The sequence below is a fragment of the Janthinobacterium sp. 78 genome, assembly GCF_003096775.1.
Classification (GTDB): domain Bacteria; phylum Pseudomonadota; class Gammaproteobacteria; order Burkholderiales; family Burkholderiaceae_D; genus Janthinobacterium; species Janthinobacterium tructae.
The window spans coordinates 1093211-1113986 of record NZ_QENT01000001.1; the positions used below are offsets into that span (position 1 = coordinate 1093211).

Consider the following 20776-nt stretch of genomic DNA (forward strand, 5'->3'; position numbering starts at 1 on the left):
CTATTTTGATATTCGGCAAGAAGGCGGGAGCGGCGCAACGGCGTGTTTATTCGATAACCTTGGGCACGAGATACAGGCCATCCTGGACCTTCGGTGCCACGGCCTGATAGGCGTCGCGGTGATTCGTTTCCGTGGCGACGTCTTCGCGCAGGCGCAGGGCGATATTGTCCATGTGGGCAGCCAGCGGGTGGCTCAGGGGGGCCACGCCATCGGTATTGACGGCTTGCATTTGTTCCGCCAGGGCAAAAATCTTGTTCAATTGGGCCAGGGACGTGACGGCCTGATCGTCGGCCATTTCGAGTTGTGCCAGGTGGGCGATGCGTTTTACGTCGGAGAGTGTCAGGGACATGGCGAATGGCGCGGAGTGCCGCGCATTAGTATTAAGTTGGCGTTTCGATAAAACGCGAATATTTACTGCTTTTTTGCTCACAAAAGCCGGGGAATGCCGCGTAACTCGCGGCTGCAAGAGTCGCACTTTTCCATGGTTTTTGAGCAAATCGCATTCAAATTATAAGGTAGAATGGCGGGTTAATGCGTTGCCGGCGCTGATGGACCGCTGCCGCAGCATAGAAAAGATTGCGCAAGCGCCAAGCGAAACCCGGAAAAACCGCCTTCATGGATTTTCAGGGTGCCTGAAAGCGCCCGCTTTGAAACTCCCCATAAACAGCTTTTGCGCAGCTCGATGCGCTACAGGACACTCATGTTTGGTTTTTTACGCAGGTATATCTCCACCGATCTGGCCATTGACTTGGGCACGGCCAACACCCTTATTTATGTGCGCGGCCTCGGTATCGTCCTGGACGAACCGTCCGTCGTCGCCATCCGCCAGGAAGGCGGTCCGAATGGCAAGAAGACCATTCAGGCAGTCGGCAAGGAAGCCAAGCAGATGCTGGGCAAGGTGCCGGGCAATATCGAAGCGATCCGTCCGATGAAAGATGGCGTGATCGCCGACTTCACTGTGACCGAGCAGATGCTCAAGCAATTCATCCGCATGGTGCATGACTCGAAATTCTTCCGTCCTTCGCCACGCATCATCATTTGCGTGCCGTGCGGTTCGACCCAGGTCGAGCGCCGCGCGATCCGCGAATCGGCGCTGGGCGCCGGCGCTTCGCAGGTGTACCTGATCGAAGAACCGATGGCGGCGGCCATTGGCGCCGGCTTGCCCGTGTCCGAAGCGACCGGCTCGATGGTGGTCGACATCGGCGGCGGCACCACCGAAGTGGGCATCATCTCGCTGGGCGGCATGGTCTACAAGGGTTCCGTGCGCGTGGGCGGCGACAAGTTCGATGAAGCCATCGTCAACTACATCCGCCGCAACTACGGCATGCTGATCGGCGAACAAACGGCCGAAGCCATCAAGAAGGCCATCGGTTCGGCTTTCCCCGGTTCGGAAGTGAAGGAAATGGAAGTCAAGGGCCGCAACCTGTCCGAAGGCATCCCGCGCTCGTTTACCATTTCCAGCAACGAGATTCTCGAAGCGCTGACCGACCCGCTGAACAACATCGTCTCGGCCGTGAAGAACGCGCTGGAACAGACGCCGCCGGAACTGGGCGCCGACATCGCCGAAAAAGGCATGATGCTGACGGGCGGCGGCGCACTGCTGCGCGACCTGGACCGCCTGCTGATGGAGGAAACCGGCCTGCCGGTGCTGGTGGCCGAGGACCCGCTCACTTGCGTGGTGCGCGGTTCCGGGATGGCACTGGAACGTATGGACAAGCTCGGCTCGATCTTCTCCTACGAATAATCTGACAGAAGGGCCGGAACTTCAGTTTCCGGCCTTTTTTGGGTTTTGGCGCCGGCGTTCGACCGGGGCCTGCACGTTGGCGCACTGCGCCTGGCCTGATTATTGGAAGTCATGGAATACAGTCCTCCGCCACTTTTCAAACAAGGCGCCTCCGCCCGCGTCAAGATGATGGTGTTCGCCGGCATTTCTATCGCCCTGTTGCTGGTCGATTCGCGCATGCACGCCTTGACGGCCGTGCGCCAGGCAGTCGGTACCGTGCTGTATCCGGTGCAGATGGCGGCCCTGGTGCCGCGCGATGTGGCGCTTGGCGTCGGCAATTACTTCTCTTCGCTGTCCGCCCTGGAAAAACAGGTACGCGACCTGAAGCACGAACAAATCGCCTCGGCGCAGATCATGCAGCAGGCGCAGCTCAATATCGTTGAGAACAACCATTTGCGCAAGCTGATGGAAGCGCGCGAGCGCGTTCCCGTGAAGACCATGATGGCTGAAGTCCTGTATGACACGCGCGATTCGGCCACGCGCAAGATCGTGCTGGACCGGGGCATTCAGAATGGCGTCGAACTGGGCCGCCCCGTGATCGATAACCTCGGCGTGGTGGGACAAGTCACGCGCGTGTTCCCGTTCACCTCGGAAGTGACCTTGCTGACCGATGAAGAACAGGCCATTCCCGTGCAGCTGCTGCGCAATGGCGTGCGCAGCGTGGCCATCGGCCGCGGCAAGTCCGGTACCATGGAGCTGCGCTTTACGGCGCCCACCGCCGACATCCAGATCGGCGACATCGTCATTACCTCGGGCCTCGACGGCCTGTATCCGGCCGGCCTGGCCGTGGCGCGCGTGACCCTGGTCGAGCGCAATGCGCATGGCCCGTTCGGCCGCGTCGTGTGCCAGCCGCTGGCCGGCATCGAACGCAACACCCAACTGCTCATCTTGATGACGTCGCCGGAGATCCCGGCGCGTCCGCCAGTCGAAGACGTCAAGACGGGCCGCAAGATCGCCGGCAAGATGGCGCCGATCAAGGACCCTGCCAAGGAGCCGGCTGCCGCCGGGGCAGCGACAGCGCCGGCCACCGCGCCCGCCACACCGGCCGCGAAGCCGCCCGCAAGCCCGCTTCCGAAACCGGCGACGCCGGCCGCTGCCACAATACCTGCCGCCGTGCCACCGAAGGAAGCGACACGATGAACCGCCCGCATTACATCCTGCTGCCGGTCAGCCCCCTGTTCATCGGCTTTTCCCTGCTGTGCGCTTTTCTGCTGAACCTGCTGCCCTGGGGACAGTTCGTCGGCGTGCCCGATTTCGTCGCCCTGGTGCTGGTCTTCTGGGGCATACACCAGCCGCGCAAGGTCGGCATCGGCGTGGCGTTCTTCATGGGTTTGATGATGGACGTGCACGACTCGACCCTGCTGGGCGAGAATGCGCTGGCCTACACCTTGCTGTCGTACTTCGCCATCATGATGCACCGCCGCGTGCTGTGGTTCCCCATCCTGACGCAGGCGCTGCATGTGCTGCCGCTGCTGCTGCTGACGCAGGCACTGCAATTGCTGACGCGCCTGATCGTCTCGGGCCGTTTCCCCGGCTGGCTCAATTTCATCGAGAGCTTCGTCGCCGTGGCCCTGTGGCCCTTCGTCACGTGGGTCTTGCTGGCGCCGCAGCGCCGCGCCGTGGACCGCGATCATAACCGGCCGATTTGACGGGCGCCCGCCATGACTGAACTGAAAAATACCGAGCGCGAGCTGCATTTTTTCCGCATGCGCCTGACCATCCTGGGCGCGCTCGTCTTCGTCTGCTTTTCGCTGCTGCTGGCGCGCTTCATCTGGCTGCAGGTGATCAAGCACGAGGACTACGCGACCAAGGCCGAAGACAACCGCATCGCCGTGGTGCCCATCGTGCCCACGCGCGGCCTGATCCTCGACCGCAACGGCGTGGTTTTGGCGCGCAATTACTCGGCCTATACGCTGGAAATCACGCCATCGAAATTGAGCGCCAGCCTCGATTCGGTGATCGACGAGCTGTCGACCCTGGTGCAGATCGACGTCAAGGACCGCCGCCGCTTCAAGAAGCTGCTGGAAGAGTCGAAGAACTTCGTCAGCGTGCCGCTGCGTACGCGCCTGACGGACGAAGAAGTGGCGCGTTTCACGGCGCAACGCTTCCGCTTCCCCGGCGTCGAGGTGCAGGCGCGCTTGTTCCGCCAGTATCCGATGGGCGAGGTGGCGTCGCACGTGGTGGGTTTCATCGGCCGCATCAACCGCAATGAAGCCAAGGCGCTGGAAGAGGGCGAGGACGCGGCCAACTACAACGGCACCGACCATATCGGCAAGGAAGGCCTGGAAAAAAGCTACGAGAAGCAGCTGCATGGCACCACCGGCTATGAAGAAGTGGAAGTGTCGGCCGGCGGGCGCGCCATGCGCACCCTGTCGCGTACGGCGGCCATCCCTGGCAACAACTTGATCCTGTCGATCGACATCGAACTGCAAAAAGTGGTCGAGGAAGCGTTCGGCGAATGGCGTGGCGCGGCCGTGGCGATCGATCCGGCCACGGGCGACATCCTGGCCTACGTCTCCAAGCCCGGCTACGACCCGAACCTGTTCGTCGACGGCATCGACCAGCAAAGCTGGAATGAACTCAATACCTCGCTGGACCGGCCGATGGTCAACCGGCCCCTGTCCGGCACCTACGCGCCTGGCTCGACCTTCAAGCCCTTCATGGCGCTGGCCGCACTCGAATTGGGCAAGCGCACGCCGAGCCAGTCGATTTCCGATCCGGGTTTCTTCATCCTCGGCGGTCACACCTTCCGCGACGACAAGGTGGGCGGCCATGGCACGGTGGACATGCACAAGTCCATCGTCGTCTCGTGCAACACGTATTACTATCAGCTGGGCCGTGACATGGGCATTGATGCCATCCACGACTTCATGAAGCCGTTCGGCTTCGGCCAGCTGACGGGCATCGACCTGAATAATGAAAAGACGGGTGTGCTGCCGTCGACGGAATGGAAGCGCAACCGCTTCAAGACGCCGCAGCAGAAAAAATGGGTGGGTGGCGACACGATTTCGGTGAGTAACGGCTCCGGCTACAACTCGTATACGCCGCTGCAGATCGCCCACGCCACGGCCAACCTGGCCAATAACGGCGTGGTGATGAAGCCGCATCTGGTGAAGATCATCGAAGATGCGGCCACGCGTGCGCGCACTCTGACGGTGCCGAAGGAAAGCTACCGCATCCCACTCAAGCAGGAAAACATCGACGTCATCAAGCGCGCCATGGTGGGCGTGACCAGCGAGCAGGGCGGCACGGCCGCGCGCATCTTCACCGGCGTGCAGTACACGGTGGGCGGCAAGACGGGGACGGCGCAGGTGGTGGGCATCAAGAAAAACGAGAAGTACAATGCCAAGCTGCTGGCCGAACGCCTGCGCGACAACGCCTTGTTTACAGCCTTCGCACCGGCCGACAAGCCACGCATCGCCATTGCGATCGTGGTGGAAAACGCGGGCTTCGGCGCCGGCGTGGCTGCACCGATCGCGCGCAAGGCGCTCGACTACTACCTGCTGGGCAAGCGCCCGAGCGACAAGGAAAAGGACACCACCAAGGTGCCCAAGGAAGATGTCGACGAAGTGCGCACCCTGGAAGAAATCACTGACGAGCAGGCCGCTCCGGCGCCGCCTGCCAGGCAATAAAGGAAGCACATGCCCATTAACGAGAGGCGCTCGCTGTGGCGGCGCGCCAAACCCTATCTGGCGGTGTTCGATCCGCCGCTGATGATCATCATCCTGATGCTGCTGTGCACCAGTCTGCTGACCCTGTATTCGGCCAGTATCGGCATCCCCGGCAAGATCGAGGACCACCTGCGCAACATCCTGCTGTGCTTTTTCGTCATGTGGGTGGCGGCCAACATCACGCCGCAGATGATGATGCGCATCGCCGTGCCGGCGTACACGGTATCGGTGATCTTGCTGGTGGCCGTGGCGCTGTTCGGCACCATCAAGCTCGGTGCGCGGCGCTGGCTGCATATCGGCGTGATCGATATCCAGCCGTCCGAATTCCTGAAGATCGCCACGCCGCTGATGCTGGCCTGGTTCTTCCAGCACAATGCGGGCGCCCTGCGCTGGAAATCGTTCCTGATGGCGGCCGTGCTGCTGCTGGTGCCCGTCTACCTGATCGCGCGCCAGCCCGATTTGGGCACGGCGCTGCTGGTGGTGGCGGCCGGCTTTACCGTCATCTTCCTGGCCGGCCTGTCGTGGAAAGTGCTGGCCGGCTTGCTGATCACCTTTGTGGCCTGCCTGCCGATCGCCTGGTCGCACCTGCATGATTACCAGCGCGACCGCGTGATGATGCTGATCGACCCGACCAAGGACCCGCTGGGCAAGGGCTTCCATATCATCCAGTCCATCATCGCCATCGGTTCGGGTGGCATGACGGGCAAGGGCTGGACGCACGGCACCCAGGCCCACCTGGAATTCGTCCCGGAGCGCACCACCGATTTTATTTTTGCCGTATATTCCGAGGAATTCGGCCTGGTCGGTAACTTGATCCTGATGCTGATGTATTTGCTGCTGGTGGGACGGGGGATGATGATCGCCGCCAACGCCCCCAGTTTTTTCACTCGCCTGCTGGCAGGAGCGATCACTATGATTTTCTTTACGTATGCGTTTGTTAACATGGGCATGGTCAGCGGCATCGTGCCGGTGGTCGGCGTTCCCCTGCCTTTCCTCAGCTATGGCGGCACCGCGCTGCTGACCCTGGGCGTGGCTACCGGTATCCTGATGAGCATCCAGCGCCATCGCAAGCTGGTGCAGACCTGATGCGGGCGCCTGTCGATACCTTCGCCATGCGCGGATTGAGCCTGGCCGCTTTGCTGACCCTGGCCGCCTGCGGCACCACGCCGCAAAAAACCGCATCGAACAACGTGCCGCTGCCGTCAGGCGGCAAGGTCAAGGTGCCCGTGCGCCAGGACCCTACCTTGCCGGCGTTGCCGGCGGCCGGCTCCGGGCGCGGCGGCTACTACAAGGATGACGGCCCGGGCGAGAATCCGCCGGCCAACCTGCGCGACGTGCCCGATGCGGAAGTGCGCAACGAGCCGTATTCGACGCGCTCGAACCGCCCGTATGTCGTCTTCGGCAAGACGTACACGCCGATCACCGACAACGAGCCATTCAAGCAGAAGGGCACGGGCACCTGGTATGGCAAGAAATTCCATGGACAGCGCACTTCGTCGGGTGAAATCTACGACATGTACAAGATGACGGCGGCCCATCCCACCTTGCCGATTCCGTCGTATGCGCGTGTGACGAGCATCGACAGCGGCGAACAGGTGATCGTGCGCGTCAATGATCGTGGTCCCTTCCACGCCACGCGCGTGATCGACGTGTCCTACACGGCGGCGCTGAAACTGGGCTTCCTGGGCAAGGGCAGCCACCAGGTGGTCGTGGAACGGCTGCTGCCGGCCGATATCGATGCCATCCTGGCTGCCCGCGCGGCGCCGAAGCCGGTGCCTTCCGTGGTGGCTATTTCCATCGATACACCGCCCGAGACGGGCGCCGTGGTGCAGCCGGAAGTGTCGACGCAAATGGATGCCACGGTGGCCGCGCCAGCGCCGGCCGCGTTGACCAGCGGCTTTTATCTGCAGCTGGGTGCCTACTCGCGCGCCGACAATGCGGAAACGGGGCGGTCGCGCCTGGCGCCATATGCGGCGGCCTTGGGTACGCTTGGGGTGGTGCAGGCCGGTAACCTGTTCCGCCTGTATGGCGGACCGTTCACCAGCCGTGCCGAGGCGGCACGCGCGGCGGCGAATTTGCCGGAATCGACGGGCATCAAGCCTATCGTCATCGAAAGATAAGCGTAGGTCGGATTAGCGCGCAAGCGCGTAATCCGACGCCATGGTTGGCGTCGCTGGCGTTGTCGGATTACGCGCAAGCGCTAATCCGACCTACCTGGCTGTTCCGCCTGTATGGCGGACCGTTTTCCAGCCGTGCCGAGGCGGCACGCGCGGCGGCGAATTTGCCTGAGTCGACGGGTATCAAGCCCATCGTGATTCAAAGGTAGAGCGTAGGTCGGATTAGCGCGCAAGCGCGTAATCCGACGCCATGGTTGGCGTCGCTGGCGTTGTCGGATTACGCGCAAGCGCTAATCCGACCTACCTGGCTGCATGGCGGACCGTTCTCCAGCCGTGCCGAGGCGGCGCGGGCGGCGGCGAATTTGCCTGAGTCGACGGGTATCAAGCCTATCGTGATTCAAAGGTAGAGCGTAGGTCGGATTAGCACGCAAGCGCGTAATCCGACGCCATGGTTGGCGTCGCTGGCGTTGTCGGATTACGCGCAAGCGCTAATCCGACCTACCTGGCTGTTCCGCCTGTATGGCGGGCCGTTTTCCAGCCGTGCCGAGGCGGCACGGGCGGCGGCGAATTTGCCGGAATCGACGGGTATCAAGCCCATCGTCATCGAAAGATAAGCGTAGGTCGGATTAGGCCCGAAGGGCCGTAATCCGACGCGATTGTCAGGTGTCATTTACAGGAGCGCAGTTCCTGCTCTTCGAACTGCTTCGTGATCTCGGCCAGCCGCGCGCGCGTGGCGGCGTCGAGGTCGCGGAACTGGTAAGCGAGCTGCTTGCTGGCGCTGTAGCGTGGCGCGACGCGGGCGCTGTGCACGCCCTGCTTGTTGAGCGATGCCAGCTGGCTTTGCGCGCTGGTTTCCGACTTGAACACGCCCAGTGAAATGCCCCAGCGCTGCGCGCTGCCTTCGTTGATGATGAAGTAATTCGTCACGCCCAGCTGCTTCAATTCGCCGGCCTTGCGCTCGGCGCCTTCCTTGCTGCCCTGCGGCGGGATGTACACCATGTAGCTGGAAATGTCCTGGCCGGCCACGTTGCGGCGCGACTGGCGGTCGCCCAGGTTCAACGCCGCCACTTGCGCTTCGAAGCGGCGCCCGTCAGCCAGCAGGAAATTGCCCACTTCCGTGCAGGCATACGATGGCGGTGGCGCAGCTACGGCCGCCGCCGGCGTCGCCCCCTCTTCGGCAGCCGGTGGCGCGTCGGGCGCCGTGGCCTGCTCCTGTGTCAGCAAGGTGAGTTTGCCCGCCTGCAGCTGGTTTTTCAGGCGTGCCGGTTCGCGCGTCTCGGTGCGAAAACTGCCCAGATAACCCTGGCCGATGGCCAGGACCAGCAGGTTGACGCCGGCCAGCAGCCAGAAGACGAATTTCAGCATACGTGGTTTCCTTGTGATCCTGCCGTGCCGGCGCGTGCGGATGCCTGCAGGCCGAGCATGACGATATTGTCCACCAGATGCAGCGGTACCGGCAGCGCCAGCGCCGGTGCGATACGCGGCGCGGCGCCGCCGGACAATACACAGGCGCTGGCGCCGTGCATGCGCACGGCCCGTTCGATGGCGCCCGCTTGCGCCGCCAGGCAGCCACTCAAAATCGCGTCGTCCGTGTTGTCGGCAAAGCCGGCCGGCAGCATGGCGTCGCCGGCGATTTGCGGCAGCTGCGCCGTGTTGCGCGCCAGCGAACTGGCCATCAATCCCAGTCCCGGCAAGATCATCCCGCCGAGGAAAACGCCATCGGCCGTGATGGCGTCGATGGTGGTGGCGGTGCCGCAATTGGCGACGATGAGCGCCTGGCCAGGCGCCAGAGCGTGCGCGCCGATGGCGGCGGCAAAGCGGTCGCAGCCCAGCTGAGATGGCGTGCGGTAGCCGTTCGTGAGGCCCGCCAACTGCGGCAGCGAGACGAAGTTGCGCGCAAAGACCGGCAGCATGGCGCGCAGGTGCGTGCCGATGACGGCGCCGGCCACGTTCGACAGCAGCGCGTCGCTGATGGCGAGTTTCTCCCATTGCGCGGCCAGGGTGTCGAGCTGCGCATGCGCGACGGCGCCGCTGGCCAGCCAGGCCCCGGCGGCACTGTCGGCTTCCACGAGAGCCCATTTGATGCGCGTATTGCCGGCGTCGATCAGCAGCAGCATGCGCTTACTCCCCGACCAGGCGCAAGGACACGTCGCCTGACATGACTTCCTGCAAGCCGCCATCGGTGCGCAGCAGCAGGCGGCCCAGCTGGTCCACGCCGGCCGCCACGCCTTGCTGCAGCAACTGGCCGTTGTCGAGGATTTTCACGTGCTGGCCCTGCCAGGCATGCAGCAGGTTCCAGCGTTCGGCAAACGGCGTAAAACCCGTGTCGTCGAATTCGGCCAGCACGCCGGCCAGACGGCTCAGGAGCGCTGCCACCAGGGTATTGCGCTCCATCTGCGCCAGCCACGGCACGGCCGAGACGCTGCGGCCAATCTGCCGTTCCAGCGCATCGGGCATCAGCAAATTGATGCCGCAGCCGATCACGGCCCACACGCCACCATCGGCTGCCTGTTGCGTCTCGACGAGGATGCCGGCCAGTTTGTGGCCATCCTTGAGCAGGTCGTTCGGCCATTTCAGTTGCACCGGCACGCCCAGCGCCGTCATGCTTTCGGCCAGCGCCACGCCGACGGCCAGCGGCAGGCCGACCAGCTGATGCAGCGGCCCCTTGAAGCGCCAGGCCAGCGAGAACATCAGGCTGGCGTCCGCCTGCGACATCCACGGCCGTCCGGCCCGCCCGCGGCCGGCCGTCTGCTGGCCGGCGATGCGCAGGGTGGGGCCGGCCAGGGTGGCGCAGCGCGCCAGCAAGTCGGCGTTGGTCGATCCCGTTTCGTCGACCACTTCGATGGCCACGTGGGAGGCGCCCGTGGCGCAATGGGCGGCGATGGCCGTGCTGTTCAAGTCTGAGTGCTTCGTCATGGTGATTGCTTCAGTTGCGCGCCTTGTGCGGCGCATTCGCGAAGACCCGGTCGTAGACGGCATTCGGCAGCGCGCGCAGCAGCTTGGCGACGACGCCCATCTGCCACGGGATCACGCGGTAGCTGTCGCCGTCGGCGATGGCGCGCGCGGCGCGCACGGCGAATTTTTCGGCCGGCATCAGGAAGGGCATGCGGTAGGCGTTGTGGCGCGTCATCGGCGTGTCGATGTAGCCGGGCGTGATGGTGACGACCTTGACGCCGGCCGGTTTCAATTCCAGGCGCAGCGATTCGCAGTAGCTGATGACGGCCGCCTTCGATGCGCTATAGGCTTCGGCGCCGGGCAGGCCGCGTATGCCGGCCACGCTGCCGATGCCCACCAGGCGTCCGCTGCCCTGGCTTTTCATGGCGGCGATGAAGGGGGCAAAGGTGGCGACGGTGGCCGTGACGTTGATGGCGATGAGGCGCGCGAAGGCGTCGAGGTCTTCCGCGTGTTCGCTCAAGGTGCCGTACGACACGCCGGCGCTGGCGATGACGACGTCGATGCCGCCGGCATGGGCGATGAACTCACCGGCCGCGCTTTTCAGGGCGGCGTGGTCGCAGACATCGACGGCGTAGGCGCGGTGGCGTTCAGGGTGGGGCAGGGAAGCGATCAGTTGCTGCAGGGTGTCGCCGCGGCGGGCCAGCAAGCCCAACTGGGCGCCCTGGTGCGCGTACTGCAGCGCCAGGGCGGCGCCCAATCCACTCGACGCGCCCGTGATGAAAACGCGATGCATCAGGCGATGCCCGGGCGCGCCAGGGAAGTGGCCATGCTTATTTCTTTTCCGCTTTGGCTTTCGCGACCAGCACGTCCATCACGGTCAGTGCCTGGGCGTTCAGTTGCTCTTCGTTCTTGGCCGACTTGCTGCCCTGATCGGCTTGCGAAGGCGAGGTGATATAGCGGCCATCGATGGCGATCATGGGCCAGAACGTGACGTTATAGCCCTGCATCATGGCGTCCGCGCGGCGCACGCGGGCCGAGATGCCCATCGAGCGGTAGGTGTCGATGAACTTCTGGCGGTCCACGCCCTGCCTGGCGACGAAGTCGAAGACGGCGTCGTCGGTATTCAGGCGGTTGCGTTCCACGTGCATGGCGTGGAAGACGCTGGTGTGCAGCTTGTCGACCAGCCCCATGGCTTGCAGGGTGAAGAACAGCCGCTGTTGCGGCGCCACGCTGTCATCGCGCGACACGTGCACGCGCTTGAAGACGATGTTGTCGCCCTGTTTCTTGACCCAGGCCGCCAGTTGCGGCTCGAGCACGTTGCAATGCGGGCAGTAATAGGCGAAGAATTCCGTCACTTCGATTTTCTTGCCCGATTCCGTCGCCTGCGGCGTGGCCAGGGTTTCGTATTCGACGCCGTTCTTCGGCTCGGCCGGCGAGGCCGATGCGCCCATGGCGGCGGTGCACAGGGCGGCGGCGATCAGGATGTTCTTCAGAAAACGCATGCTGGTTCCTTATTTTTGGTTGCGGACGACGGCGACATCGATGCCGTTTTCAGACAGTTTGGTGCGCGCGCGGTTCATCGCTTCGAGCTGGTTGAACGGCCCGATGCGTACGCGGTGCAGCACGCCGGCATCGGTGCTGCGGTCGCTGATGGCCGCTTCGAAGCCGAGCAGCGCCAGTTTGCCGCGCGTGCTTTCGGCGTCCGACATGTCGTGGAAGGCGCCGGCCTGCAGATAATAAATCCATTTGTCGCTGGCTGCATCGGCCTTGGCTTCGGTTTTCACGTCGGCCTTGGCTTGCGGCGCTGGCGCTGCTGCCGCCGGCGTTTTTGGCGCCGGCTTGTCCTTCAATGTACCGATGAGTTCCTGCAACGCGTCCGGCGGCGGTGCCTTCGGCTGCTGCGCGGGAGCGGGTGCCGGCGCAGCAGGCTGCGTCGGCGCGGCGATCTCGCGCGGCTCCTTGGAGAAGTCGCGCGCCGCTTCCTTGGCCGCTTCCTTGTTGCCGTACATCGGCCTGTTCGGGTCGGCGATCTGGCCGGCCGTCGGTTCGGCCGACTTGCCGGCCTTGCCCGACTTGTCGGTGAAGGGCGAGGCACCCTTGGTGATCACCAGGGCGACTACCACGGCGATACCCAGGCCGATGACCAGGCCGATGATGATGCCGACCAGCGTGTTGCCCTGCTGGCGCCGGGTCGAAGAGAAGCGGGAAGCATGATTCATTGACGGTTAGACCTTCGCGATTACATTTTGTTTGGCGCGGATACGCCGATCAGTGCCAGGCCGTTGCGCAATACCTGGCGCGCGGCGATGACGAGGGCCAGGCGGGCCATCTTGACGGCGTCGTCCTCGACCAGCACTTTTTCGGCGAAGTAGAAGCTGTGCAGGTTGGCGGCCAGGTCGCGCAGGTAGAAGGCGACTTGATGCGGTCCCAGTTCCGCTTGCGCGCGCGCCAGCGTTTCCGGGTAGGCGGCCAGGGTCGCCAGCAAGGTCGCTTCGGTCGGTGCCGTCAAAGGAGATAAATCCACGCCGGCAACCGTGCTGGCATCACCGCCCCAGTTTTCCAGGATGCGGCAGATGCGCGCATGCGCGTACTGCACGTAATACACCGGGTTTTCATCGGTGGTTTTCAGCGCCACGTCGACGTCGAAGACGAATTCCGTGTCGGCCTTGCGCGAGATCAGGAAGAAGCGCACGGCGTCGCGGCCCTTGGCGATGTCGCCGCCGCCCGACCATTCGATCAGGTCGCGCACGGTCACGTAGGAGCCGGCGCGCTTGGAAATCTTGACTTCTTCGCCGTCCTTCATGACGGTGACCATCTTGTGCAGCACGTAGTCGGGGTAGCCTTGCGGGATGCCCATGTCGACTGCTTGCAGGCCGGCGCGCACGCGCGCGATGGTGCCGTGGTGGTCGCTGCCCTGGATATTGATGGCCTGCACGAAGCCGCGCTGCCATTTCACCAGGTGATACGCCACGTCCGGCACGAAATACGTGTAGGTGCCGTCCGTCTTGCGCATGACGCGGTCCTTGTCATCGCCGAAGTCGGTGGTGCGCAGCCACAGCGCGCCATCCTGCTCGTAGGTGTGGCCAGCCTTGACCAGCGTTTCCACGGCGCTGTTGACCTTGCCGTCCGCGTACAGCGACGATTCCAGGTAGTAATTGTCGAACTTCACGCCGAACGCCTGCAAGTCGATATCCTGCTCGTTGCGCAGGTAGGTGACGGCAAACGGGCGGATCGAATCGATGTCGTCGATGTTGCCATTCGCCGTGGCGGGCAAGCCATCGCTGGCCGAGACCGTCTTGCCGGCCTTGAAGTCGTTGGCGATATCGGCGATGTAGTCGCCGTTGTAGGCCGGTTCGGGCCATTCGGCGTCGCCCGGCTTGAAGCCGCGCGCGCGCGCCTGCACGGAATTGGCGAGCGTCTGGATTTGCACGCCCGCGTCGTTATAGTAGAACTCGCGCGTCACCTGGTAGCCTTGCGCGTCGAACAGCGAGGACAGGGCGTCACCCAGCGCCGCCTGGCGGCCGTGGCCTACGTGCAGCGGGCCGGTCGGGTTGGCCGAGACGAATTCCAGGATGACCTGCTTGCCGGCACCGGCCGTGCTGCGGCCATAGCTGTCGGCTTCGCTCAAGATGGTTTTCACCACGGCTTGCTTGGCGGCGTGTGACACGCGCACGTTGATGAAGCCGGGACCGGCGATTTCCACTGCCTCGATCAAGCCCTTGCCAGCCGGGTTGGCCAGCACGGCCGTGACGATGGTTTGCGCCAGTTCGCGGGGATTCTGTTTCAGCTGCTTGGCCAGTTGCATGGCGATGTTGCAGGCGACGTCGCCATGCGATGCGTCGCGTGGTCGCTCGAGCACCACGGATGGCTCAAGCGTAGTGCCGGCCAGGACGGGAGCGAGGGCGGCCTGGAACAGGGCGATGATTTCTTGTTTCTGTTGGGCGAGCATGAGCAGGATGGCGGTGGAACCGCGTTAAGAATGAATAGAATGAATCAAAAAGCAAAACGGACGGCCAGTACCCAAGCCGCCCAGACTGCGTCAATTATACTGGTTTGCCGGCGGGAACAATACGCTTGCCGGCAAGGTCCCCGTGCCGGCGCATTTCACGATATTATCAGGACAACATGCCTATGTTGGTGCATGAAAACATCAGCATGGCGCATTCTGCTTGTATATATGCAGTTTTTTGCCGCAATTTACAGCAATCGCTGCAATCGCTTGGGCCAGAGGGCGCCACAAACGCTACAATCGACCCTTTATTGATAACGCGCGGCCGCGACTTTGCCACCATGCAGCCCACCGCGCGCAGCCACACCGGATAACTATGAACAAGCGCCCCACGCTGAAATTGAAAACCAAGCCGGCGCCAGGCCAGGCGCCTGCCGCACCGAAATTGCGTCCCAGCTACCATCCCGACCTGAAGCCGGTCTTGCAGCCAGGCTTCCAACCCGATTTGCGCGCCGACTCGCTGGCGTTTTGCCTGCTGGGCGCCGCCAATGCCGTGGCGCAAGTGCGCACGGGCACGGCCCTGCCGCAGGCGCTGGCCAAGGTGTTTGCGCAATCGAACGCCAGCCCGCAGGCGCGCGGCGCCATCCAGGATATTTCCTACCGTACCATGCGCCAGTTGGGCCGCAGCGAAACCCTGGTTGGCCTGATGACGTCGAAGGCGCCGGAGCCGCCGATGCTGGCCGGGCTGCTGTGCTGCGCGCTGTCGCTGATGTCGGCCGAGCCTGGCGAGCAGCCGTACGAAGAATTTACCGTTGTCGACCAGGCTGTCACGGTGGCCACCTCGCACCCTGACCTGGCGCATGCCAAGGGCATGGTGAATGCCGTGTTGCGGCGTTTCTTGCGCGAGCGCAAGTCCTTGCTGGAAGCGGCCCTGCAGCAACCTTTGGCGCAATGGAATTATCCGCAGTGGTGGATCGATTCGCTGCGCCTGGCCTATCCGCGCGACTGGCAAGCCATTTTGACGGCCGGCAATGCCGTGCCTCCATTGACCTTGCGCGTGAATCGCCGCAAGAGCACGGTGGAAGCGTATCTGGCCGTGCTGGCCGAGGCGGGTATTGCCGCACGCCAGGTGGGACCGTTTGCCGTACGCCTGGACAAGCCCATCGGCGTGGCCCTGATTCCCGGCTTCGAGCAGGGCGTCGTCTCCGTGCAGGATGCCGGCGCGCAACTGGCCGCACCGCTGCTGGACTTGCAAGACGGCATGCGCGTGCTGGACGCCTGCGCGGCGCCCGGCGGCAAGACCTGCCACATCCTGGAACTGGCCGACGTGCACGTGACGGCCATCGATGCAGACGCCAAGCGCTTGCCGCGCATCGCGGAAAACCTCGAGCGCCTGGGCCTGGACGCTACCTTGAAGGCGCAGGATGCGCAATCGAGCGCGTGGTGGGACGGCCAGCAGTACGACCGCATCCTGGCCGACGTGCCGTGCACGGCCTCGGGCATCGTGCGCCGCCATCCCGACATTCGCTGGTTGCGCCGCAAGGGCGACGCGTTCCAACTTGCAACACTTTCCTCCAAAATTCTGGACAACCTGTGGCAGATGCTGCGCCCCGATGGTAAATTGCTATTCGTGACATGTTCATTGTGGCCGCAAGAGTCCGAGGCACAGGCGGCGGCATTTGCGGTGCGCAATAATGCGACCCGATTGACAGCGCCTGGCCAGCTGTTGCCGACTGGCAGCGCGGAGCAGGACCATGACGGTTTGTTCTATGCGCTATTCCAAAAAAATGCGGCTTGAGCGATTCGTCGCACCTTTTCCTACGGACACCACCGGCACACTTGTGACAACACGACTCTTCCGACTCCTGGCCCTGCTGCTGATGCTGGCATGTACCATGCCGCGCGCGCAAGCCGCCGACATGGTCGAGATCACCCGTGCCTATATCGAGTCGAGCGAAGAGGGCTACAAGCTGGCCGCCACCTACTCCTTCGATCTCAATCACGACCTCGATGATGCTGTGCAGCATGGCGTGCCGCTGTTTTTCACGACAGAAATCGAACTGACCCGGCCCCGCTGGTACTGGTTCGATGAAAAGGCCATCGTGGCGCGCCAGACCAGCCGGCTGTCGTACAACGTGCTCACGCGCCAGTATCATGTGTCGGGCGGCGGCTTGCAGCAAAGCTTCCCCACGCTCGACGACGCGCTGTTCCTGATCCGCCGCCCCAGCCGCTGGCTGGTGGCGCCGCGCGGCGCGCTGAAAGTGGGGCAGACGTATAACGTCACCTTGCGCATGGGCATGGACCGCGACTACCTGCCCAAGCCGATACAGGTCAATGCCTTCAATAACAGCGACTGGCGTCTGGCTTCGAATAAAAAAACCTTCTTGTATACGGCGGAGTAGTGAGTCAAGCATTGCGCTATTTGCTGGTGGTGGGCGGCGGCATTGTCAGTATCCTGCTGTTCCTGCTGGCGTCGGCTTCCGATAATTCCGGCTTTTTCGACCGTTATTACACCTGGCTGCTGGGCCTGAACGCCGCCGTGGCTGTGGCCCTGCTGGCGCTGGTGGGCATTTCCCTGGGCCGTCTGTACGTGCGCTACAAGAGCGGCAAGTTCGGCTCCAAGCTGATGACACGTTTGGTGATGCTGTTCGCCGCCGTCGGCATCTTGCCGGGCCTGGTGATTTTTCTTGTCTCTGTGCAATTCGTGTCCCACTCCATCGAATCCTGGTTCAACGTCAAGATCGAAGCGGCGCTGGAATCGGGGATTGAGCTGGGCCGCGCGGGCCTCGATGCGGCCCTGGTCGAGCTGGAGCACCGGGGTCACAAGGCGGTCGCGGAGCTGGGCACCGACCCGGTGGCCGGTCCGGCCGTGCTGACGAGCTTGCTGCGCGAAGAAGGCATGCAAAATGTCATGGTTGTCAGCGGCGACGGCATCCTGCTGGCCAGCGCCGGGCCGCACAGCGCGGCTGACTTGCCGACGCCGGCCATGCTGGTGAAGGCCGCCTCTCCGGACGGCTATGCCTCCGCCGAAGGGGGCCAGGAGTTGCACGATGATGGCGCGGAGTCGGGCGGCGGCGGCCTGCGCGCGGGTACGCCGGCGTCGCTGGAAACGGCGACCAGCCTGCGTTTGCGCGTGCTGGTGCCGGTGCCCGGTCCCTCCGTTTCGCCCCGCTACCTGCAATTGCTGCAATCGGCGCCGCCCAAGCTGGCGACGAATGGCGAGGTGCTGCGCGCCGCGTATAGCGAATACAAGGAACGTTTCGTCGCGCGCGTGGGATTGCGCAAGATGTACATGGAAATCCTCACCTTGACCTTGCTGCTGGCCATCTTTGGCGCCATCGGCAGTGCTTTCCTGATCGCGGGCAATTTGGCCCAGCCCCTGCTGCTGTTGGCCGAAGGCACGCGCGCCGTGGCCGAGGGCGACCTGTCGCCGCGCCCCATCGTCGCCACCAAGGATGAACTGGGCACGCTGACGCAGTCGTTCAACATCATGACGCGCCAGTTGCTCGATGCGCGCACGGCCGTGGAAAGCAACCGCGCCGCGCTGCAAAACGCCAAGGCCCACCTGGAATCGGTGCTGGCAAACATGTCGGCCGGCGTGATGGTGCTCGACGGCGATTTCAAATTGGTGACGTGCAATGAATCGGTCGAGCGCATCTTGCAGCATTCGGGCATGAGCATCGTGGGGCAGCCACTCGCGCATATTGCTGGAATGGAAGAGTTTGGCGGCGCCATCATCAGCGCCTTCACGGCGCAAAGCGCGCAATCGGCGTCGGGCCGCAACCAGCAGCGCCTGCACTGGCAGCGCCAGATCGAGATTCCGCGCCGCCTGGGCAGCAGTGCCGACGAGCATGACATCACCCTGCTGGCGCGCGGTTCGCGCTTGCCGCTGGAGTCCGGCAGCGGCTACATCGTCGTCTTCGATGATATTTCCGACGTGATTTCCGCGCAGCGCTCGATCGCCTGGGGCGAGGTGGCGCGCCGCCTGGCGCATGAAATCAAGAATCCGCTCACGCCCATCCAGCTGTCGGCCGAGCGCCTGCAGATGAAGCTCGAAGGCAAGCTGGAGCAGCCCGATGCGGACTTGCTCAACCGCGCCACCACCACCATCGTCAAGCAGGTCGATGCGATGAAGCGCATGGTCGATGACTTCCGCGACTATGCGCGCACGCCGCCGGCCGTGCTCACGCCGTTGCGCCTGAACGAACTGATCGAAGAGATCCTGAACCTGTATTTGCGCGGCGATGATGGCGACATCATCCACCCGCAACTGGCGCCGAATCTGCCGATGGTGATGGGCGATCCGACCCAGTTGCGCCAGGTGATCCATAACTTGCTGCAGAATGCGCAGGACGCCATGGCCGACCTGCCGCCGGACTCGCCGCATCCGCGGATTGACGTAAGGACGGAAGCAATTCATTATCGCAGTGCAGATGGCGGCGTGAATATCGCCGTGCGGCTGGCCATCACCGACAATGGCCCTGGTTTCGCGCCAAAAATCCTGGCGCGTGCCTTCGAACCCTATGTGACATCGAAGGCGCGCGGCACGGGATTGGGCCTGGCGATGGTCAAGAAAATTATCGATGAACATGGCGGACGCATCGATATCGAGAACCGGGTCGACGGCAATGGCGCTTCGGTGGTCATTTTGCTGTTAAAGTTAGCTCCCGACACTCCTGCCCAGGATTTCCTGGCGTGAGGGTCTGGTTTAGTATTTAAAACACTAATAAAATCATAGCTGTCCGCCGTGTGCATCTTGTGCGCGACGGCCGGCGAAATGAGGAAGGCAAGACACGAATGGCAAACATACTCGTAGTGGATGATGAAATGGGTATCCGTGAGTTGCTCTCGGAAATTCTGGGCGACGAAGGACATGCTATCCAGCTGGCCGAAAATGCGCAGCAGGCGCGTGAAGCGCGTGCCGCCGGTGCGCCGGATCTGGTATTGCTCGATATCTGGATGCCCGACACGGACGGCGTGACCTTGCTCAAGGAATGGCAGCGCGACGGCTTGCTGACCATGCCGGTGATCATGATGTCGGGCCACGCCACCATCGATACGGCGGTCGAGGCGACGCGTATCGGTGCCATGAATTTCCTGGAGAAACCGATTGCCCTGCAAAAACTGCTGAAAGCAGTCCAGCAAGGCTTGACGCGGGCACAGGAAACCGTGCGCGCGCCGAGCGTGGCGCCGCGCCCCGTGGCACCTGTGGTGGCCGAGGAAAGCAGCCACCCCGTGCCCAGCTTTGGCGGCAGCGCACCGCAACAGCTGATGGTGCGCCCGGGCATCGCCTTACCGGCAGTGGCCGAAGGCCATGGCTACAACCTGTCGTTCGACTTGCCGCTGCGCGAGGCGCGCGACGCGTTCGAGCGCATGTATTTCGAACACCACCTGGGCCGCGAAGGCGGCAGCATGACCCGCGTGGCGGAAAAAACTGGCCTGGAACGTACCCATTTGTACCGCAAGCTTAAACAGCTGGGCGTCGAACCGGGCAAGCTGGCCAAGAAAAACCTGTGACGGCAGCCGTGCGGCGTCCGACGCCGCTGACCCTGGTCAGCGGTGGACGCGCCGCCGAGCGCGAGGCCGCCATCGCGCAAGCGTTGGCGCTTGGCGAGCCGACCGCCGTGATCCTTGAGGGCCTCGCTGACGGCAACGCCATCCTGGCCGACCTGGCCGGGCAAGCTTCCCCTTCTTCATCGTTTCCATTGCAACTGTTGCGCATCGCGCCCGGTTGCCTGTGCTGCAGCGGCAATCTCGTATTGCGTGTAACATTGAATCGTCTGCTGCGCCATCCTCCCGCGCGCTTGTTCATCAGCCTGGCCGATGCCACGCACATTGAACAATTGCGCGCCTGGCTCACTGCCAGTCCCTACGACGTCCTGCTGGCGCTGCAAGCCGACATCGTGCTTTCCTGACGATTTCTCGATCGACTTACCGCAGTCGCAGTTTGCATCTCGTTACAACTCTGTAGCCCGCCCGGTGGCATGGCGCTTGAAATGGTGCCGTATCAGCCCCACCTCTGTTCTGAAACCGCAGGAGGCTCTCCTGCTTGAGCGAAGGATGCAAAATGAACCTGATCTATAACAGCGAACAATACAGCGTCGTGGAATTCGGCGCCGACGTCGACCTGGAAGCCTTGCGCTTTGGCGGCTATGAAATCGTCGACAAGGGCGGCAAACGCGAGACGTTTATCGCCGGCATCCTTGCGCAAAACTTCCGCCGCGACGTCACGGAATTGATCGCCAGCGAACCCAGCATGGAAGAGATCGATGAATTTTTGGGCAGCTACGATTCCCTCATGAGCCAGCCAGTCCTGTTGCACTAGTTAGAAAGAACCTTAACAGAACCGTAGCGAGCGGCA

The 20776-nt window shown here is 63.2% G+C and carries 22 protein-coding genes; 14 read left to right on the forward strand and 8 right to left on the reverse strand.

The genetic code is table 11. The features are described 5' to 3' along the window. Nucleotides 1-46 precede the first annotated feature (46 nt). Nucleotides 47-349, reverse strand: a complete 303-nt coding sequence (gene gatC / locus C8C92_RS04805; protein WP_071079526.1) for an Asp-tRNA(Asn)/Glu-tRNA(Gln) amidotransferase subunit GatC — start codon at nucleotides 347-349, stop codon at nucleotides 47-49. Nucleotides 350-700: 351 nt separating this feature from the next. Between gatC and C8C92_RS04810 the strand changes: the two genes are divergently transcribed. The 8 genes from C8C92_RS04810 (at nucleotide 701) to C8C92_RS04850 (ending at nucleotide 8185) form a co-directional block, all read left to right on the forward strand. Then, nucleotides 701-1744, forward strand: a complete 1044-nt coding sequence (locus tag C8C92_RS04810; protein WP_010393186.1) for a rod shape-determining protein — start codon at nucleotides 701-703, stop codon at nucleotides 1742-1744. A 111-nt stretch (nucleotides 1745-1855) separates the two neighbouring features. Continuing rightward, entirely contained in the window at nucleotides 1856-2923 is a 1068-nt protein-coding gene (gene mreC / locus C8C92_RS04815) for a rod shape-determining protein MreC (protein WP_099760739.1), read from the forward strand. Beyond that, nucleotides 2920-3432, forward strand: coding sequence for a rod shape-determining protein MreD (mreD, locus tag C8C92_RS04820; RefSeq protein WP_071079524.1), 513 nt, complete (start codon nucleotides 2920-2922; stop codon nucleotides 3430-3432). Before mreC ends, mreD begins: the two co-directional genes overlap by 4 nt. 12 nt (nucleotides 3433-3444) lie before the next feature. Continuing rightward, nucleotides 3445-5415 carry a penicillin-binding protein 2 gene (gene mrdA / locus C8C92_RS04825; protein ID WP_116743147.1) on the forward strand — a complete coding sequence of 657 codons (1971 nt, stop codon included), beginning with the start codon at nucleotides 3445-3447 and terminating at the stop codon, nucleotides 5413-5415. Nucleotides 5416-5424: 9 nt separating this feature from the next. Continuing rightward, nucleotides 5425-6540 carry a rod shape-determining protein RodA gene (gene rodA / locus C8C92_RS04830; protein ID WP_099760737.1) on the forward strand — a complete coding sequence of 372 codons (1116 nt, stop codon included), beginning with the start codon at nucleotides 5425-5427 and terminating at the stop codon, nucleotides 6538-6540. Next, nucleotides 6540-7574, forward strand: a complete 1035-nt coding sequence (locus C8C92_RS04835; RefSeq protein ID WP_116743148.1) for a septal ring lytic transglycosylase RlpA family protein — start codon at nucleotides 6540-6542, stop codon at nucleotides 7572-7574. Before rodA ends, C8C92_RS04835 begins: the two co-directional genes overlap by 1 nt. Nucleotides 7575-7633: 59 nt before the next feature. Next, the gene (locus C8C92_RS04840; RefSeq protein WP_243420390.1) at nucleotides 7634-7780 is read left to right on the forward strand and encodes an SPOR domain-containing protein; all 147 of its coding nucleotides are present in this window, start codon (nucleotides 7634-7636) and stop codon (nucleotides 7778-7780) included. Between the two features lie 258 nt (nucleotides 7781-8038). Further along, nucleotides 8039-8185, forward strand: a complete 147-nt coding sequence (locus tag C8C92_RS04850; protein ID WP_243420391.1) for an SPOR domain-containing protein — start codon at nucleotides 8039-8041, stop codon at nucleotides 8183-8185. A 52-nt stretch (nucleotides 8186-8237) separates the two neighbouring features. On the opposite strand, the gene C8C92_RS04855 is transcribed toward C8C92_RS04850, so the two are convergent. From C8C92_RS04855 to argS, 7 genes are read right to left on the reverse strand one after another with little or no spacing between them, the layout of a single operon-like run. After that, entirely contained in the window at nucleotides 8238-8936 is a 699-nt protein-coding gene (locus C8C92_RS04855) for an SPOR domain-containing protein (protein WP_116743150.1), read from the reverse strand. Further along, nucleotides 8930-9688, reverse strand: coding sequence for a type III pantothenate kinase (locus C8C92_RS04860; RefSeq protein ID WP_099760734.1), 759 nt, complete (start codon nucleotides 9686-9688; stop codon nucleotides 8930-8932). Before C8C92_RS04860 ends, C8C92_RS04855 begins: the two co-directional genes overlap by 7 nt. Nucleotides 9689-9692: 4 nt before the next feature. Then, nucleotides 9693-10487 (reverse strand): biotin--[acetyl-CoA-carboxylase] ligase, encoded by a 795-nt coding sequence (locus C8C92_RS04865; RefSeq protein WP_116743151.1) that lies wholly within the window; start codon nucleotides 10485-10487, stop codon nucleotides 9693-9695. A 10-nt stretch (nucleotides 10488-10497) separates the two neighbouring features. After that, nucleotides 10498-11259, reverse strand: coding sequence for an SDR family oxidoreductase (locus tag C8C92_RS04870; protein WP_116743152.1), 762 nt, complete (start codon nucleotides 11257-11259; stop codon nucleotides 10498-10500). 37 nt (nucleotides 11260-11296) lie between these two features. Continuing rightward, the gene (locus C8C92_RS04875; protein WP_116743153.1) at nucleotides 11297-11968 is read right to left on the reverse strand and encodes a thiol:disulfide interchange protein DsbA/DsbL; all 672 of its coding nucleotides are present in this window, start codon (nucleotides 11966-11968) and stop codon (nucleotides 11297-11299) included. Between the two features lie 9 nt (nucleotides 11969-11977). Further along, on the reverse strand, nucleotides 11978-12685 hold the full coding sequence (locus C8C92_RS04880) for an SPOR domain-containing protein (RefSeq protein WP_099760730.1): 708 nt from the start codon (nucleotides 12683-12685) through the stop codon (nucleotides 11978-11980). A gap of 20 nt (nucleotides 12686-12705) precedes the next feature. Beyond that, the gene (gene argS / locus C8C92_RS04885; protein WP_116743154.1) at nucleotides 12706-14415 is read right to left on the reverse strand and encodes an arginine--tRNA ligase; all 1710 of its coding nucleotides are present in this window, start codon (nucleotides 14413-14415) and stop codon (nucleotides 12706-12708) included. A 376-nt stretch (nucleotides 14416-14791) separates the two neighbouring features. Here argS and rsmB point away from each other — a divergent pair, with 376 nt between their 5' ends. The 6 genes from rsmB (at nucleotide 14792) to C8C92_RS04915 (ending at nucleotide 20740) form a co-directional block, all read left to right on the forward strand. Next, nucleotides 14792-16213: a 16S rRNA (cytosine(967)-C(5))-methyltransferase RsmB gene (rsmB, locus tag C8C92_RS04890; protein WP_116743155.1), complete on the forward strand. Its 1422-nt coding sequence runs from the start codon at nucleotides 14792-14794 to the stop codon at nucleotides 16211-16213. 43 nt (nucleotides 16214-16256) lie between these two features. Next, the gene (locus C8C92_RS04895; protein ID WP_242428526.1) at nucleotides 16257-16817 is read left to right on the forward strand and encodes a DUF4390 domain-containing protein; all 561 of its coding nucleotides are present in this window, start codon (nucleotides 16257-16259) and stop codon (nucleotides 16815-16817) included. Beyond that, on the forward strand, nucleotides 16817-19114 hold the full coding sequence (locus tag C8C92_RS04900) for an ATP-binding protein (protein ID WP_099760726.1): 2298 nt from the start codon (nucleotides 16817-16819) through the stop codon (nucleotides 19112-19114). The genes C8C92_RS04895 and C8C92_RS04900 overlap by 1 nt, the downstream gene beginning before the upstream one ends. A gap of 98 nt (nucleotides 19115-19212) precedes the next feature. Further along, nucleotides 19213-19932, forward strand: coding sequence for a response regulator (locus tag C8C92_RS04905; protein ID WP_116743156.1), 720 nt, complete (start codon nucleotides 19213-19215; stop codon nucleotides 19930-19932). Next, complete coding sequence (locus C8C92_RS04910) at nucleotides 19929-20330, forward strand: GTPase (RefSeq protein WP_116743157.1); 402 nt, start codon at nucleotides 19929-19931, stop codon at nucleotides 20328-20330. The genes C8C92_RS04905 and C8C92_RS04910 overlap by 4 nt, the downstream gene beginning before the upstream one ends. Nucleotides 20331-20482: 152 nt before the next feature. Beyond that, nucleotides 20483-20740 (forward strand): DUF3567 domain-containing protein, encoded by a 258-nt coding sequence (locus C8C92_RS04915; RefSeq protein WP_071079509.1) that lies wholly within the window; start codon nucleotides 20483-20485, stop codon nucleotides 20738-20740. Nucleotides 20741-20776: the final 36 nt, after the last annotated feature.